The sequence below is a fragment of the Cobetia amphilecti genome, from assembly GCF_032923285.1.
Lineage (GTDB): Bacteria > Pseudomonadota > Gammaproteobacteria > Pseudomonadales > Halomonadaceae > Cobetia > Cobetia amphilecti.
This window is the reverse complement of sequence record NZ_CP136695.1, coordinates 3,510,771-3,527,639: the sequence shown is the minus strand read 5'-3', so window position 1 is coordinate 3,527,639 and position 16,869 is coordinate 3,510,771. Positions and strand designations below refer to the sequence as shown.

At 64.0% G+C, this 16,869-nt stretch carries 11 protein-coding genes; 9 read left to right on the top strand and 2 right to left on the bottom strand.

What is annotated here, in order from left to right:
• Nucleotides 1–407: 407 nt before the first annotated feature.
• A complete protein-coding gene (locus R1T44_RS15020; protein WP_284726644.1) occupies nt 408–1,871 on the top strand; it encodes a TrkH family potassium uptake protein in 1,464 nt (487 codons plus the stop codon).
• 97 nt (nt 1,872–1,968) lie between these two features.
• Here R1T44_RS15020 and R1T44_RS15015 read toward each other — a convergent pair whose 3' ends face one another.
• Nucleotides 1,969–3,237, bottom strand: coding sequence for a 1-acyl-sn-glycerol-3-phosphate acyltransferase (locus R1T44_RS15015; RefSeq protein WP_317292261.1), 1,269 nt, complete (start codon nt 3,235–3,237; stop codon nt 1,969–1,971).
• A gap of 62 nt (nt 3,238–3,299) precedes the next feature.
• Nucleotides 3,300–4,220, bottom strand: coding sequence for a recombination-associated protein RdgC (locus R1T44_RS15010; RefSeq protein ID WP_043331446.1), 921 nt, complete (start codon nt 4,218–4,220; stop codon nt 3,300–3,302).
• A 360-nt stretch (nt 4,221–4,580) separates the two neighbouring features.
• Between R1T44_RS15010 and R1T44_RS15005 the strand changes: the two genes are divergently transcribed.
• The 8 genes from R1T44_RS15005 (at nt 4,581) to rpsA (ending at nt 16,694) form a co-directional block, all read left to right on the top strand.
• Nucleotides 4,581–5,681, top strand: coding sequence for a YHYH protein (locus R1T44_RS15005; RefSeq protein WP_317292260.1), 1,101 nt, complete (start codon nt 4,581–4,583; stop codon nt 5,679–5,681).
• Between the two features lie 131 nt (nt 5,682–5,812).
• Complete coding sequence (locus R1T44_RS15000) at nt 5,813–6,361, top strand: acyl-CoA thioesterase (RefSeq protein ID WP_284726642.1); 549 nt, start codon at nt 5,813–5,815, stop codon at nt 6,359–6,361.
• 247 nt (nt 6,362–6,608) lie between these two features.
• Entirely contained in the window at nt 6,609–9,386 is a 2,778-nt protein-coding gene (gyrA, locus tag R1T44_RS14995) for a DNA gyrase subunit A (protein WP_284726641.1), read from the top strand.
• A 58-nt stretch (nt 9,387–9,444) separates the two neighbouring features.
• Nucleotides 9,445–10,539 carry a 3-phosphoserine/phosphohydroxythreonine transaminase gene (gene serC / locus R1T44_RS14990; protein WP_054555590.1) on the top strand — a complete coding sequence of 365 codons (1,095 nt, stop codon included), beginning with the start codon at nt 9,445–9,447 and terminating at the stop codon, nt 10,537–10,539.
• Between the two features lie 13 nt (nt 10,540–10,552).
• Nucleotides 10,553–11,692 carry a prephenate dehydratase gene (gene pheA / locus R1T44_RS14985; protein WP_052384256.1) on the top strand — a complete coding sequence of 380 codons (1,140 nt, stop codon included), beginning with the start codon at nt 10,553–10,555 and terminating at the stop codon, nt 11,690–11,692.
• A gap of 68 nt (nt 11,693–11,760) precedes the next feature.
• On the top strand, nt 11,761–13,992 hold the full coding sequence (locus R1T44_RS14980) for a bifunctional prephenate dehydrogenase/3-phosphoshikimate 1-carboxyvinyltransferase (protein WP_284726704.1): 2,232 nt from the start codon (nt 11,761–11,763) through the stop codon (nt 13,990–13,992).
• Nucleotides 13,989–14,708, top strand: a complete 720-nt coding sequence (gene cmk / locus R1T44_RS14975; RefSeq protein ID WP_043331443.1) for a (d)CMP kinase — start codon at nt 13,989–13,991, stop codon at nt 14,706–14,708. The genes R1T44_RS14980 and cmk overlap by 4 nt, the downstream gene beginning before the upstream one ends.
• A 306-nt stretch (nt 14,709–15,014) precedes the next feature.
• Nucleotides 15,015–16,694 (top strand): 30S ribosomal protein S1, encoded by a 1,680-nt coding sequence (rpsA, locus tag R1T44_RS14970; protein ID WP_043331442.1) that lies wholly within the window; start codon nt 15,015–15,017, stop codon nt 16,692–16,694.
• The last annotated feature ends 175 nt before the right edge of the window (nt 16,695–16,869 follow it).

The window sequence follows — 16,869 nt, the reverse complement described above, 5'->3', positions numbered from 1 at the left end:
GGTTCTTGTCCGTGAACGCATCGTTGCCATATTGGGGTCTCAGTGTACCGCACAGGGGTTGGGCAGCCCAACCGGACTCAGGCGTGTTGGCACTGAGCAGGCGGCGTGGCTACGCGTGTAGTTGGCAGGATAGCAGCTTGCAGGGCGGTACAAGGCGCCTTACGTGAGGTGCCGGGGCGTGATGTCCTGCGGCGGGTCACCGCTGTGGCGGCGCTGGACAGCGGCGGAAGAGGGTGTAGGGTATCGCCGCACTGAGACTGGCGCCCGGGGCGTCATGGGGTAAAACGCTGAGGACGCACAATGATGACGGTCATCAACAGGTCGGTGGCATGAAGGGTGGCTCGCGGGACCTGCTGCGTAGACGGGCTCACGCAGGGCAGGCGACCCGAGCGCACTCGCAGGCGCTGATGCGCCTTCTTTCGCTCTCGGAGTGGTTGCCGGTCGTCCGGGTACTCGGCCTGCTGCTGTGCGTGGTGGCCTTGATGATGCTGGCGCCCTTGCTGGTGTTGCTCGGTGAAGCGGATGCGGATGCCAGCGCCTTCCTGATCTCGCTGGGCATCACGCTCGGCTCGGCGGCCATCATGCTGACGGTATCGCGCAAGGTGGAGCTGCAGCTCAAGCCGCGTGCGATGTTCGTGCTGACGACGCTGAGCTGGGTGCTGGTGTCGGCCTACTCGAGCCTGCCGTTGATCTTCGGTGCCACCCACCTGGGCGTGACCGATGCCGTGTTCGAATCGGTGTCGGCGATCACCACCACCGGCTCGACCGTGCTGTCTGACATCGAAGGGCTCTCGGATGGCCTCAAGCTGTGGCGCGGCCTGATGCAGTGGGTCGGCGGCATCGGCATCATCGTGATGGCGATCGCGATCCTGCCGTTTCTGAAGGTCGGCGGCATGCGCCTGTTCCAGACCGAATCCTCGGACTGGTCCGACAAGGTGCTGCCGCGTGCCGGTGGCGTGGCCAAGGCCATCGGGCTGGTCTACGTCGGGCTGACCTTGCTGGCCATCGTCTGTTACTGGCTGGGCGGCATGCACTGGCTGGATGCGCTGGTGCATGGCATGACGTCGCTGGCCACCGGCGGCTTCTCCAATTACGACAGCTCGATGGGCGTCTATTCCGACCGGCCCTATCTGCTGTGGATGGCCTCGGCTTTCATGTTGCTGGGGGCGCTGCCCTTCGTGCTGTTCATCCGCGCCTGGCAGGACCAGACCGGCGTCCTGTGGCGTGATGCCCAGGTACGCGGCTTCCTGCGTCTGCTGGGGTGGGTGATCGCCTTGCTGACGCTGTATCGCGTCGTCAATGGCGAGGCCATCTTCACGGCACTGACCCAGGTGACCTTCAATGTCATCTCGGTGGTGACCACCACCGGCTACGCCAGCGACGACTACAGTGCCTGGGGGCCCTTTGCGGTGGTGGCCTTCTTCTATCTGACCTTCGTCGGCGGCTGCAGCGGCTCGACCAGCGGCGGCATGAAGATCTTCCGCCTGCAGATCGGCCTGATCATGCTCGGCAACCATCTGCGCTCGCTGATCCATGCCAATGGCGTCTTCTCGCAGCGCTACAACGGCCGCGCGCTGCCCGATGAGGTGGTGCGCGCCGTGATCGCCTTCTCGTTCTTCTTCTTCATCACCATCGGTGGCCTGGCGCTGGCGCTGTCGTTCATCGGGCTGGACCTGATCACCGCGGTGACCGGCGCCGCCACGGCCGTCACCAACGTCGGCCCGGGGCTGGGCGAGATCATCGGCCCGGCGGGCAACTTCTCGAGCCTGCCGGACAGTGCCAAGTGGTTGCTGTGCATCGGCATGCTGATGGGGCGTCTCGAGATATTGACCGTGCTGGTGCTGTTCTCGCCCAGCTTCTGGCGCAAGTAGCGACCCACGAAAAAGCCACCGTCGATTGACGGTGGCTTTTTCGTGGCTTTGGTCGTGCCAAGTGCGGGGGCGATGTGTCTTGTCCCGCAGCGCCGTCTTACTGCGCGACCTTCTCGCCGTCCGTCGCCTCGGCGGCATCGAGCTTCTCATCGAGATCGATGGAGAGCCCTTCGCGGTTGAGAATCGGGTTGGCGTATTGCACCAGCCACCAGTCCTTGAGCTCTGCGGGCACCTCTGCGAGGCGGTTCTCGAAGGTGGCGCGCTCGGCACCGCTGATCGCCGAGACATCCAGCGCCGAGGCCAGGCGCGGCTCCTCACGCAGCTGCGGGCGGCTGGCGGTTAGCTTCTCGAGTGCCAGCTGATGGCTCGGGTAGAGGGTGTAGTAGGCCAGCACCTGGCGGTCGACTTCCTTCACCACGTCTTCCGGGGTCTCGAAGTCGCCCTTGAGCGGCTCGCCGAACACCAGCTTGACGCGCCCCTTGTGGCCGCTGATGCCCGCCGCGATGGACTTGATGTCCTCGTACTGCACCTTCTCGTAACGGCCTTCATTGGCGACGGCCGCCAGCTCGCGCGCCTTCTGCAGGTCACAGGGGTCGAACTCGTAGCTGATCGACACCGGCACGATGTTGAGCTCGCTGACCGCCTCGCTGAACGGGCGCGTCTTGTCGGCGGTGCGCGCCGCCATGGTCAGCATCTTGATGATGGCGCTCTCGGTGCCGTCACGGCCGTCCTTGGCGCGCCCTTCACGCTGGGCCAGCCAGATGGAGTGCTGGTCGTGGGTCAGCGAATGGCGGATATAGCCCGACAGCGACTGATAGGCGGCCAGCATCGCGCGCTTGCCCTTGGCGGAGCGCGGCACGATGAAGCTCTTGTTGAGGCGCATCAGGTCGGTGACGAAGGGCTTCTGCAGCAGGTTGTCACCGATGGCGATGCGTACCGTGTCACGCCCGTGACGATAGAGGGCGTAGTTGACGAAGGCCGGGTCCAGCGAGATGTCGCGATGGTTGGACAGGAACAGATACGGCGTGTCCGGGGACAGGCGCTCCAGCCCCACCGTCTCGAAGCTGGTGGTGGTGGTGTGGATCATGCGCGCCATGTAGACAGCGATGCGGCTCTGGAAACTGGCAACATCCTTGACGCCAATCATCTCGCGCTTGATGGCCAGGCGCGCGATCTGGCGTGCCAGCCACGGGAAACGCTGGGTCAGGCCCGGCAGGCGGAAGCGAGTCAGGGTGTCGAGCAGCTCGCGGTCCTGCTCCAGGCGTACCAGCACCTCCGCTACCTCGTCGTCGTGGTAGGGGCGAATATCGGCGAACGGGTCCTGTTCGCTGGTCGTGGCAGGCTTGGGTGTTGCAGTGTCAGTCATCGACGCACGTCATCCGGGTTTGTCATTCTGAAAAAAGAGAAGGTCGGCAGCGGGCCCAAGGCTCAGCTGGCGGGCTGGGCTTCACCACCCAGCCAGGCGGTCATCTGCTCGATCACGCCGGACAGCACCTGGGCCATCAGCGCGAAGTCGGTCTCCAGACGCAGGATGGGGTCTTCGCCGTCATCCTGGGCGTTGGCTTCATCGACCACGGCATCGGCGAACTTGAGGCTCTTGAGCGCCATGTCCTCACCGAGCACCAGCGCGACGCGGCCATCGACTTCCAGCGCCAGCTTGCTGACCACGCGGCCCAGATTCAGCGCCGTCTGGATTTCCTCGCCGTCGAGGTCGAACTGGCGCGCACGCAGCACGCCATCTTCGCCGCCCGGCGCCTTGAGTTCGACCTGATCACCGACGATCAGGTCTTCCGGGCGTGAGCTGACATCCTTGAGCCAGGTGGTCATCACCTGGGAAGGCGGCTGTGCGACGGCCAGCGGCGTGACCTTGAGCGTGCCCAGTGTCTGGCGCAGCAGGTCCAGCACTTCCTCGGCGCGCTTGGCATTCGAGGCGTTGACGGCGATCAGGCCGCGCCGGCTGTCCCACCACAGGTCGGTGCGCGAGGAGCGCGTGAAGGCGCGCGGCAGCAGCTCCTCGTAGATCTGCTCCTTGAGAGTCAGCTTCTCGCGGCGACGCAGCGGACGGCCTTCGGCGGTCTCGCGCTCGGCCACGCGCTCCTCGAGTTCTTCCTTGACCACGGCGGAGGGCAGTACGCGCTCCTGGCGCAGGGCGCTGATCAGGAAATGGCCCTGAATCTCGTGTACCAGCAGGTCGCTGTTGCGACCGCCAGGTGCCACCCAGCCGATACGCTTGGCTTCGACGCCGGTGACCGGGCGGAAGACATGCTCCGGCAGGGCGTCGGCGAGACGACCCTCTTCCAGCGGTGCGCTATCGTGCAGGCGATACAGTTGCAGGTTCTTGAACCACATGCGACCAGTCCTTGAGTCCGGTGAACGGGGGCTGCCCGTCTGAATGGCGCATATTATGGCGAAACTCATGCGGCGGGTCATCCGCCGTGGACGTGACCCTGCGTCACACTGCGGTTGCCGGTCATCGCGCGCGAGCGCAAAGACATACTGTGTGCACGCTGTGGCGCTAGTCTTGAGTCGACCTGGCGGTGCGCGGTCTGGCGGTTTGCGGTATCGCTCGACAGATATCGACCAGCAGGCATCGACCAGTAGATATCGATCAGCAGGCATCGACCCGCAGGCATAGACCATCAGACTTGAGACGCGGAGGGCGGCAGAGTGATCGACGACGTTGTTGTGGAGACTGCTGTGGAGAATGTTTTGGAGAGCAGAGCTTCGGACGCGAGCGCGCTGAAACGGGCACGACCACTGACGCTGGCGGCGCTGACCCTGCTGCTGTTCGGCTGCAGCGGGGAGCATGACGCCCACGACAAGGCGGCCAGCGCGGCCGAGACCAGTGCAACGGTCACGAAAGAGGCAGCCGCTGACGGCGAATCCGGGCCGGCGGCGCTCGGGCTGGAGCCTGAGATGTTTGCCGAGGGCGCGATCGTCGGCGAGGTCGAGACCGTCGATTGCACCTTGAGCGGCGGCACGCAGACGACCTGCTATCAGTTCCGTGTGGCCGGTGCGCCCGCGGACCCGCAAACCTCGCCGGAGGGGCCTTTCTGCCCGCCCAATATCCACTCCGGTGAGGAGGAAGGCGGCACCTGGATGGATGGTGAGGGCACCCTCTATCAGGTGGACGGCGAGTTCATCAAGAATCTGGCCACTCTCTACAAGGACAAGGAGTGGCAGATGTACGACGTCAACACGGGCGAGATCACCGTGATCGACGGCGCGCGTGGCTGCGAGGTGGCGGGGAACCCGAACCCCATCGAAGGCTTCGACAACTTCTGTCTCGAGTGCCCGCTTGAGGAACTGGGCGGTGGCATCGAGAAGACTGTCGTGATTCCCAAGGTGCCGGTGCCGGCCGCCGAGCCGACCTCGCTTGCCGGCCGCTCCAACACCGGCGTGGCGCTCAATGGCGTGCTGTTCGGCCCGCCGGCGCCGCTGGAGCTGATCCTGAGCTCTCAAACCCTGGGGGTGCTCGATGATTGTGGCGCGCATGCCAATCCGCATGAGGGCTATCACTATCACACCGCCACTGGCTGCTCCGAGATCGGCATTCAGGAAGATGGCCATTCGCCGATGATCGGCTATGCGCTGGATGGCTATGCCATCTATGCCAGAGAGGACAAGGACGGCAATATTCCCGCTGACCTGGACGAGTGTGGAGGCGAGAGCGACCCGGTGCGTGGCTATCACTATCATGCCTCCGCGCCGGGGGTTAACCAGATCTTCGGCTGCTTCATGGGCGAGAAGGGGCACTTCCTCGACGAGGAGGGCGGCGAGAGGCCACCGCAGGGTCCGCCAGGCGAGTAGCCGACTTGCCGGGATGGCGAGCAGGGCAGGCGCCATCATTCAGCCAAGCGTTTGTTTTTCTGTCCGTCACCGGCATAAGATCAGCTGACGATGGCCACACGGCGCGATCGTTTCACGGACGGGAGGCAGGGATGCAACACGACAGCAATCCACCGCAGGCAGCGGACGGCAGTCACACAGACGTCGGCACTCACGCAGACGTCGGCACTCACACAGACGTCGGCAATCACGCAGGCGTCGTCAGTCGCACGACCCTGACGGTGCGTGGCTATCATCTGGATGGCTATGGGCACGTCAACAATGCCCGCTATCTGGAGTTCTATGAGGAAGGGCGCTGGGAGTTCATGCTCGCGCATCTCGATCTGGCCGCACTCAAGCGCGAAGGCATCGCGATGGTGGCGGTCAACCTCAACCTGGATTGGCACTATCCCGCCACCGTGCATGATGAGCTGGTCATCACCACGCGGCTGGCCGAGCTCGGGCGCCGCAAGATGATCATGCGCCAGGAGATCCATCTGGGCGAGCGGCGCATGGGCGAGGTGCATCCGCGCTCCGGGGCGCTGGTTTCCAGGGCCGACTTCACCTTCGTGCTGATGAATACCGACACCGGTCGCGCCATGCCGCTGGACGGCGAGATCGGCGCGCTGCTGGGCGCGTTGGTCAGTGAAGAAACGGCCTGATCGCCCTCAGCGGCGAGGCATGAGCCAGCAGGCCGCGCATATTGACGGCCGTACTACCGTACTGAGGTGTCCTTGCGGCGTCGTGTGAGCTGCTAGGCGCGCTCGCAAGTGATATAATGCCGCCACTTCGGTGCCGCGGAGCTGGCACCCCGTGTCTGCTTCACGCCACTGCCGCGCTGCAGTACCGACGGAGCATGCGTCGTTGCTGCAGTGGCGCCAACAGTTGAGTTCAAGGATTTGACGAATCATGGGTGAGATCGCCAGAGAGATACTGCCAGTCAACATCGAGGACGAGCTCAAGCAGTCGTATCTCGATTACGCGATGAGCGTCATCATCGGGCGTGCCTTGCCGGATGTTCGCGATGGCCTCAAACCGGTTCACCGTCGCGTACTGTTCGCGATGCACGAGCTGAACAATGACTGGAACAAGGCCTACAAGAAATCTGCCCGTGTCGTCGGCGATGTGATCGGTAAATACCACCCGCACGGTGACAGTGCGGTCTACGACACCATCGTCCGCATGGCCCAGCACTTCTCCATGCGTTATGTGCTGGTGGATGGTCAGGGCAACTTCGGTTCCATCGATGGCGACAGCGCCGCGGCGATGCGTTACACCGAGGTGCGCATGGCGCGCCTGGCGCACGAGCTGCTGGCCGACCTCGAGAAGGACACCGTCGATTGGGTCGACAACTATGACGGCACCGAGCGCATTCCTGCCGTGCTGCCGACCAAGACCCCGAACCTGCTGGTCAATGGCTCCTCCGGTATCGCCGTGGGCATGGCCACCAACATCCCGCCCCATAACATGGGCGAGGTCATCGACGGCTGTCTGGCGCTGATCGACAACGGCGATCTGACCATCGATGAGCTGATGGAATTCATTCCGGGGCCGGACTTCCCGACCGCCGGTATCATCAACGGCCGTGCCGGCATCCTCGATGCCTACCGCACCGGTCGTGGTCGTATCTACGTGCGTGCCGTGCATACCATCGAGCACAACGACAAGAACGGCCGTGATCACATCATCATCACCGAGCTTCCCTACCAGGTGAACAAGGCGCGTCTGATCGAGAAGATCGCCGAACTGGTCAAGGACAAGAAGATCGAGGGCATCGCCGAGCTGCGTGACGAGTCCGACAAGGACGGTCTGCGCGTGGTCATCGAGACCAAGCGTGGCGAGTCCGGTGAAGTGGTCGTCAACAACCTCTTCTCCCAGACCCAGCTCGAGACCGTGTTCGGCATCAACATGGTCGCGCTGCACGAAGGTCAGCCGAAGATCCTGAATCTCAAGCAGATTCTGGAATCCTTCATCCGTCACCGTCGTGAAGTCGTTACCCGTCGTACCCTGTTCGAACTCAAGAAGGCGCGTGAACGTGGCCACATTCTTGAAGGTCTGGCGGTGGCGATCTCGAACATCGATGAGGTGATCGAGCTGATCAAGGGCTCGCCGAGCGCGGCGGAAGCCAAGGAAAAGCTGATCGATCGCGAATGGCAGCCGGGCCAGGTGGTCGAGATGCTCGAGCGCGCCGGTGCCACTTCCTGCCGTCCGGAAGATCTGCCGGAAGGTCTGGGGCTGTCTGAAGACGCCAAGCACTACCGTCTGTCGCCGGCCCAGGCTCAGGCCATCCTCGAGCTGCGCCTGCATCGCCTGACCGGTCTCGAGACCGAGAAGCTGCTGGCCGAGTACTCCTCCATCCTCGAGCGCATCGCCGAGCTGATGGAGATCCTGTCCTCTGCCGACCGCCTGATGGAAGTCATCCGCGAAGAGCTGCGCGAAGTGCGTGCCCAGTACGCCGATGAGCGCCGCACCGAGATCATGACCAGCCGTCGTGACCTGACCATCGAAGACCTCATCAACGAGGAAGACATGGTGGTGACGGTCTCGCGCAGCGGCTATGCCAAGACCCAGCCGTTGTCTGACTACCAGGCCCAGAAGCGTGGTGGCCGCGGCAAGTCCGCCACCTCGATGAAGGACGAGGATGTCATCGAGCACCTGCTGGTCGCCTCGACCCACGACACCGTGCTGCTGTTCTCCAACAAGGGCAAGGTGTACTGGCTCAAGGTCTACGAGATGCCGCAGGCGTCACGTGGCTCGCGCGGCAAGCCGCTGGTCAACCTGATTCCGCTGGACGACGGCGAGTGGGTCACCACCATCCTGCCGGTGCGCGATTACGCCGCCGACAGCTACATCTTCTTCGCCACCGCCAACGGCACGGTCAAGCGCACCGCGCTGAGCCAGTTCTCGCGTCCGCGCAGTGTCGGCCTGATCGCGCTGGACATCGAGGAAGGTGACCGCCTGATCGGTGCCGACATCACGTCCGGTTCCGACCACGTCATGCTGGTGTCCTCCAACGGCAAGGCGATCCGCTTCGAAGAGCAGAACGTGCGCGTGATGGGCCGTACCGCTCGTGGTGTGCGCGGCATGCGTCTGCTCGACGATGCACAGGTCATCAGCCTGATCATTCCGCGCACCACCGCGATCGATGACAACGAGATCGAGGTCGATGACGCCGCGGACGCGACGGCGGAAGGCGTCGAGAGCGCTGATGTGGCGACCACCGAGGGCGTGACGGAAGACAGCGTCGCCAGCGGTGAGGTGCCGCAGTGCTACATCCTGACCGCGTCCGCCAATGGCTTCGGCAAGCGCACGCGTCTGGAAGAGTTCCCGCTGCGTGGCCGTGGTGGCCAGGGCGTGATCGCGATGCAGACCAGCGAGCGCAACGGTGACCTGGTCAGCGCGGTGCAGGTCAGCGACAACGACGAGCTGATGCTGATCACCGATCGCGGCACCCTGGTACGTACCCGCGTCGCCGAGGTGTCCACCACCTCGCGCAACACGCAGGGCGTGACCTTGATCCGCACCGCGGAAGAGGAGCGTCTGGTGACGACGGTGCGTGTCGACGAGCCGGAAGAGGTCGTCGTGGTGCAGGATGAGCTGGACGAAGAGGCGCTGAGCACCGACGAACAGGTGCAGGCGGGAGATGACGCCGAGTCGACGGATACCCCGCCGACAGACGCGGAATAAGACGCTGGATTGCGACCGCCTTCGGGGCGGTCGCTTCACTTTCGGGAAATAAGACGACATGACACGCAAGTTCAACTTCTGCGCCGGTCCTGCTGCACTGCCGACCGCTGTCCTGGAGCGCGCCCGCGCCGAGATGCTGGATTATCAGGGCCGCGGACTGTCCGTCATGGAGATGAGTCATCGCTCCGACGAATTCGTGGCCATCGCCGAGAAGGCCGAGGCGGACCTGCGCGAACTGCTCGAGATTCCGTCCAACTATCGCGTGTTGTTCATGCAGGGTGGCGCCTCGACCCAGTTTGCGGGTGTGCCGCTGAACCTGCTGGGCGCGGGCGGCAGTGCCAACTATCTGTATACCGGTATCTGGGGCAAGAAGGCGATCAAGGAAGCCGAGCATCTGGCGGTGGGCAGCCACGTGGCGGCCTCCAGCGAGAGCAATGGCCTGATCGCCGTGCCGCGCCAGAACGCGATCCAGCTCTCGGGCGATGTGGGTTATCTGCACTACACCGCCAACGAGACCATCGGCGGCCTCGAGTTCGACTACATCCCCGAGGTGGCAGCGGATGGCGTGCCGCTGGTGTGTGACATGTCGTCTTCCATCCTGTCTGGCCCGCTGGATGTCAGCCGTTTCGGCGTCATCTATGCCGGCGCCCAGAAGAACATCGGTCCGGCGGGTCTGACGCTGGTCATCGTGCGCGAAGACCTGCTCGATCGTGCCCGCAAGGACTGCCCGACCATGCTGAACTGGAAGACGGCCGCCGAGGCCAACTCCATGTTCAACACGCCGCCGACCTACGCCTGGTATCTCTCCGGGCTGGTATTCGAGTGGCTCAAGGACGAGGTCGGTGGCCTCGCCGCCATGAACGCGATCAATGATCGCAAGGCGCAGGCACTCTACGCGGCCATCGATGGCAGCGACTTCTATTCCAACCCGATCGTCACCGAGAACCGCTCACGCATGAACGTGCCGTTCGTGCTGGCCGATGACCGTCTCGACAAGACCTTCCTCGCCGAGTCCGAAGCGGCGGGTCTCTTGAATCTGGCCGGTCACCGCAGCGTCGGTGGCATGCGTGCCAGCCTCTACAACGCCGTGCCGGAAGCTGCCGTCACTGCGCTGGTGGACTTCATGGGCGACTTCGCGCGCCGTCACGGCTAAGGGAGGAGGTGAGATGTCGGATTCCAAGGAGAGCCCTGCGCCGCAGGCGGCGGGCAAGGCGGTGACGCTGGACGACCTGCGTCAGCGCATCGACGCCATCGACAACGAGCTGCTGAACCTGATCAGCGAGCGCGCGGGCTGCGCGCAGCAGGTCGCCGAGGTCAAGCTGGCGGCCGGTGACGTGGGCGAGGATGGCCAGGTGCAGTTCTACCGCCCGGAGCGCGAAGCCCAGGTGTTGCGTCGCATCATGGCCAACAACCCCGGCCCGCTGAAAGGCGAGGAGATGGCGCGTCTGTTCCGCGAGATCATGTCCGCCTGTCTGGCGCTGGAACAGCCGATCCGCCTGGCCTATCTCGGCCCGGAAGGCACCTTCACCCAGCAGGCCGCGCTCAAGCACTTCGGTGACAGCGCCGTGACCAAGCCGATGGCCGCCATCGACGAGGTGTTCCGCGAAGTGGAGGCGGGCGCGGTGCAGTACGGTGTGGTGCCGGTGGAGAACTCCACCGAGGGCGTCATCAACCACACGCTGGATTCGTTCATGGGCTCGCAGCTCAAGATCTCCGGCGAAGTGGTGCTGCGCATTCACCACCACCTGCTGGTGGGCCCGAATACGCGTCGCGAGAAGATCTCGCGCATCTATTCCCACGCCCAGTCGCTGGCCCAGTGCCGCAAGTGGCTGGATGCCCACTTCCCGCACGCCGAGCGCATCGCGGTGTCCTCGAATGCAGAGGCCGCGCGTCAGGTGCGCACCGAGTGGCACAGTGCGGCGATTGCCGGTGACATGGCGGCCAAGCTCTATGAGCTGGAGAAGGTCGAGGAGAAGATCGAGGACAGCCCCGACAACTCCACGCGCTTCCTGATCATCGGTGACAGCTCGGTGCCGGCGTCCGGCGATGACAAGACCTCCATCGTGGTGGCGATGCGCAACCAGCCGGGGGCGCTGCACGACCTGCTGGCGCCGTTCCACCGCCACCAGATCGACCTGACCCGCGTCGAGACGCGCCCATCGCGCTCCGGTGCCTGGAACTACGTCTTCTTCATCGACTTCCGTGGCCACCGCGATGACCCGCTCATCACGGCGACGCTGGAAGAGCTGCGTCAGTGCGCGGCGGACGTCAAGGTGCTCGGGTCCTACCCGGTCGGTGTGCTGTGAGCGAGGTTGACCACACGCGCCATGCTGCGCCGTCAGACCTGCTGTCCTCGCTGCCGTCAGCGGAGCGCCTGGCCGGCGAGCGGCGTATCCTGCTGGTCGGACTGGGCTTGATCGGTGGCTCGCTGGCGGCGGCATTGCGCGCGGCGGGCCATCGCGGCGAGATTCTCGCCTGTGATCGTGACTCCAACGAGATCTGCCTCGGTCAGCGCATGGGGCTGATCGACGGTGGCAGCACGCAACTGGCGGCGCTGGTGCCGGGTGCCTCGCTGATCGTGCTGTGCGTGCCGGTGATGGCGATGCAGAGCGTGATGGCCGAACTGGCGCCGTTGCTGGAGGATGACGCCGTCATCACCGATGTCGGCAGCACCAAGGGCGCGATCCGCGATGCGGCGCTCGGCGTCTTCGGTCGCATGCCGCCGAATCTGGTGCTCGGTCACCCGATCGCCGGCTCCGAGAAGAGCGGTGTCGCGGCGTCCAACCCCGAGCTCTATCGCGATCACAAGGTGATCCTGACGCCGGAGCCGGACAGCGATGTCGAGGCCGTGGCGCGCGTGGCGGCCATGTGGTCGGTATGTGGCGCTCAGCTTCTGAGCATGAGCGTGGCGCGCCACGACGAAGTGCTGGCGCGCACCAGCCACCTGCCGCACCTGCTGGCGTTCTCGCTGGTCGACAGCCTGGCGCGCCAGGATGAGCGGTTGGAGATCTTCCGCTACGCGGCGGGCGGTTTCCGTGATTTTACGCGCATCGCGGGCAGTGACCCGGTGATGTGGCGCGACGTCTATCTGGCCAACCGCGATGCGGTGCTGGAGGCGTTGGATGAATTCGAGGCCGGGGTAGCGCGGGTGCGCGCTGCCGTGACCGCGGGCGATGGTGAGGCGATGCTGGGGATATTCACCCGCGCAAGCCACGCCCGACACTACTTCAATACCCTCTTGAAACAGACGAGTTATCAGACCATGGAACAGCAGAACGTGCGGTACCGTGCACTGCCGGGTGGGCAGGTTCAGGGGCGCATTCGTGTGCCGGGCGACAAGTCCATGTCGCATCGCTCCATCATGCTGGGCGCCTTGGCGACCGGTGTGACCGAAGTCGAAGGCTTCCTGGAAGGGGAAGACAGCCTGGCCACGCTGCAGGCCTTCCGTGACATGGGCGTGGTCATTGAGGGCCCGCATCAGGGGCGTGTCACCATCCACGGTGTGGGTCTCAACGGCCTGAAGCAGCCGCCGGGCCCGCTGTATGTCGGCAACTCCGGCACCGCGATGCGCCTGTTCGCCGGTCTGCTGGCCGGTCAGGCCTTCGACACCGAGCTGACCGGTGATGCCTCGCTGACCAAGCGTCCGATGGACCGCGTCGCCAATCCGCTGCGCGAGATGGGCGCGGTGATCGATACCGCAGACAACGGTCGTCCGCCGCTGCGTATCCACGGTGGTCAGCCGCTCAAGGGCATCCGTTACGAGATGCCGATGGCGTCCGCGCAGGTCAAGTCGTGCCTGCTGCTGGCCGGTCTCTACGCCGAAGGCGAGACGCGTGCCATCGAGCCGGCGCCGACGCGTGACCACACCGAGCGCATGCTCAATGGCTTCGGCTACAAGGTCGAGCGTCAGGGCGCCGAGGCATGGCTGAACGGTGGCGGCAGCCTCGAAGCCTGCCCGATCGACGTGCCGGCCGACATCTCCTCCGCGACCTTCTTCCTGGTCGCCGCGGCCATCACGCCGGGCTCCGATCTGGTGCTGGAGCACGTCGGTATCAACCCGACGCGCATCGGTGTGATCAACATCCTCAAGGCGATGGGTGCCGACCTGAGCGTCTCCAATGAGCGCGAAGTCGGCGGCGAGCCGGTGGCAGACCTGCACATCCGTTATGCGCCGCTCAAGGGCATCGACATTCCGGAAGACCAGGTGCCGCTGGCCATCGACGAATTCCCGGCACTGTTCATCGCCGCCGCCAACGCCGAGGGCATGACCCGTCTGCGTGGCGCCGAGGAGCTGCGCGTCAAGGAATCCGATCGCATCCAGGTGATGGCGGATGGTCTGGCGCAGATCGGCGTCGAGCACGAAGTGGTCGCGGACGGTATCGACATCCGTGGTGGCGCCTACGGTGGCGGCCTGGTCGACAGCCACGGCGATCACCGCATCGCGATGGCCTTCAGTGTCGCGGCGCTGCGCGCCCAGGGCGAGATCCTGATCGACGACTGCGCCAATGTCGCGACCTCCTTCCCGAACTTCGTGGCGCTGGCCGCGGAAGTCGGCATGCAGGTCGAGAACCTCGGTGCCGTGGCACCCGGCCAGGAGGCTTCATGAGCGGGGAAGCGACACCTCATCACAGCCAGATCTGCGACGCGCCGGTGCTGACTCTTGATGGCCCCGGTGGGGCAGGCAAGGGCACCATCAGTCGTCTGGTCGCGGCGAGCCTGGGCTGGCATCTGCTGGATTCCGGTGCGCTGTATCGCCTGACGGCACTGGCCGCCGAGCGTCATGGCGTGGCGCTGGAAGACGAGGACGCCGTGGCGACCATCGCCGAGCACCTCGATGTGCAGTTCGATGCCGAAGGCGACGCCACCAGCGTGATTCTGGAAGGCGAGGACGTCACCCGTGACATCCGTCTCGAGTCGGTCGGCAACAATGCCTCCATCATCGCGGCCCAGCCGCGCGTGCGGACTGCACTGCTGGCGCGCCAGCGTGCCTTTGCGCGTGCGCCGGGCCTGGTGGCCGATGGTCGCGACATGGGCACGGTGGTCTTCACCGGTGCGCCGCTCAAGATCTTCCTGACGGCAAGCGCCGAGGAACGTGCGCGTCGTCGTCATGCCCAGTTGCAGGAAGCGGGTGTCGATGCTAATATTTCGAGCCTTTTGACAGAAATACAGGCGCGCGATGCGCGTGACATGGGCCGGGCAGTCGCCCCGCTCAAGCCTGCAGACGACGGCGTGATCCTCGATACGACGGATCTCGACATCGACCAGGTGATCGAACGCATCCAGCAGCTGCTGGTCGAATACGGCCTGGTAGCGGCGCGCTGAGACTCGAGTCTCAGCCTGTAAGTCGTCAGAACAACGGATTGATCGCCTGCTGTTGCAATACGGCCTCCGGGTCGGGCAGCAGCGGGTTTCGCTCGCTTCGCGAGTGATGATGCAGAACCCAGATGACACCGAGGTGTCATCAACCCCCCGGCAAGGTGTCATGGGGTGCATCGGCGGCAAGCGGAAAGCCGGTGTATCTCGAACCAGCGTCAACGCCCCCGGGGATATGTAGATATGGCCCGTGCTTGCTGGTGGTACGGAGACTGCGGTGCAAGCCGCCCCAAACGTTGATCATGTAGGAATACCATGAGCGAGAGCTTTGCTGATTTATTTGAACAGTCACTCCAGGACATCAACATGGAGCCGGGCGCAATCGTGTCCGCTACCATCGTGGATATCGATGGCGACTGGATCACTGTCAATGCCGGTCTGAAGTCTGAAGGTCAGATTCCGTCTGAACAGTTCCGTGACGAAAGTGGCCAGCTGTCCATCAGCATCGGCGACGAAGTCATGGTTGCACTGGAAGCCGTGGAAGATGGCTTCGGTGAGACCCGCCTGTCCCGCGAGAAGGCCAAGCGTGCCGAAGCGTGGAAAGAGCTGGAAGCCGCCTTCGAGAAAGACGAGATCGTCAAGGGCGTGATCAACGGCAAGGTCAAAGGTGGCTTTACCGTCGACATCAACACCATCCGTGCCTTCCTGCCGGGTTCTCTGGTCGATGTCCGCCCTGTGCGCGACACCGCCCACCTCGAGAACAAGGAACTGGACTTCAAGGTCATCAAGCTCGACGCCAAGCGCAACAACGTTGTCGTGTCCCGTCGTGCCGTCCTCGAAGCCGAGAACAGCGCTGAGCGTGAAGCCCTCCTGGCCACTCTGCAGGAAGGTCAGCAGATTCAGGGTATCGTCAAGAACCTGACCGACTACGGCGCCTTCGTCGACCTCGGCGGCGTTGACGGCCTGCTGCACATCACCGACATGGCATGGAAGCGCATCAAGCATCCGTCCGAGATCGTTGCTGTCGGCGACGAGATCAATGTCAAGGTGCTGAAGTTCGACCGCGAGCGCAACCGCGTGTCTCTGGGTCTCAAGCAGCTGGGCGAAGATCCGTGGGTCAACATCAAGGCTCGCTACCCGGAAGGCGCCAAGATCAACGCACGCGTCACCAACCTCACCGACTACGGCTGCTTCGCCGAGCTGGAAGAGGGCGTCGAAGGTCTGGTCCACGTGTCCGAAATGGATTGGACCAACAAGAACATCCACCCGTCCAAGGTCGTCAATGTCGGCGATGACGTGGAAGTGATGATTCTGGACATCGACGAAGAGCGTCGTCGTATCTCCCTGGGTATCAAGCAGTGCACCACCAACCCGTGGGAAGACTTCAGCGGCAAGCACAACAAGGGCGACCGTGTCTCCGGTACCATCAAGTCAATCACTGACTTCGGTATCTTCATCGGTCTGGAAGGCGGCATCGACGGCCTGGTTCACCTCTCCGACATTTCCTGGAACGAAGCTGGCGAAGAAGCCGTGCGTCGTTACAAGAAGGGCGAAGAAGCTGAAGCGGTCATCCTGTCCATCGATCCGGAACGTGAGCGCATCTCTCTGGGCGTCAAGCAGCTCGAGAGCGATCCGGTCTCCGAGTACCTGGCCGTCAACGACAAGGGCGCTATCGTGTCCGGTCGTGTTGTCGACATCGATGCCAAGGAAGTTCAGGTAGAGCTGGCGACTGACGTCATCGCTATCCTGAAGGCTTCTGAAATCAGCGCTGACCGTGTCGAAGACGCACGCAACGTCCTGAGCGTCGGCGATGCTGTCGAAGCCAAGATTGTCGGTGTGGATCGCAAGAGCCGCCTGATCAACCTGTCCGTCAAGTCCAAGGACCAGGTTGAAGCACCGCGTCGCGATGCTGCCAAGCCGCGTACCCAGGAAGTCGAGAGCAACGGCCCGACTACCATCGGTGATCTGATCAAGCAGCAGCTGGGTCAGGAGTGATCCCGAGACACTCCGCCTCCTCGTGAGGTGGGGTGTCCGGATCCACGCCGAGGTGACATGCCTCTGGTAGTCACCTCAGCGTCTCCGAATCGGTATCCTGCATGAGACGCATGTCATATGCGGGGACGAGAAAAACCGCCACCCTTCGGGGTGGCGGTTTTTTCATGCCTGGTCG

Coding starts and splice junctions, on each gene's coding strand:
- R1T44_RS15020 (WP_284726644.1), top strand. CDS start 408: ATGCGCCTTCTTTCGCTCTCGGAGTGGTTGCCGGTCGTCCGGGTACTC.
- gyrA (WP_284726641.1), top strand. CDS start 6,609: ATGGGTGAGATCGCCAGAGAGATACTGCCAGTCAACATCGAGGACGAG.
- pheA (WP_052384256.1), top strand. CDS start 10,553: ATGTCGGATTCCAAGGAGAGCCCTGCGCCGCAGGCGGCGGGCAAGGCG.
- R1T44_RS15010 (WP_043331446.1), bottom strand. CDS start 4,220: ATGTGGTTCAAGAACCTGCAACTGTATCGCCTGCACGATAGCGCACCG.
- R1T44_RS15000 (WP_284726642.1), top strand. CDS start 5,813: ATGCAACACGACAGCAATCCACCGCAGGCAGCGGACGGCAGTCACACA.
- rpsA (WP_043331442.1), top strand. CDS start 15,015: ATGAGCGAGAGCTTTGCTGATTTATTTGAACAGTCACTCCAGGACATC.
- serC (WP_054555590.1), top strand. CDS start 9,445: ATGACACGCAAGTTCAACTTCTGCGCCGGTCCTGCTGCACTGCCGACC.
- R1T44_RS15015 (WP_317292261.1), bottom strand. CDS start 3,237: ATGACTGACACTGCAACACCCAAGCCTGCCACGACCAGCGAACAGGAC.
- cmk (WP_043331443.1), top strand. CDS start 13,989: ATGAGCGGGGAAGCGACACCTCATCACAGCCAGATCTGCGACGCGCCG.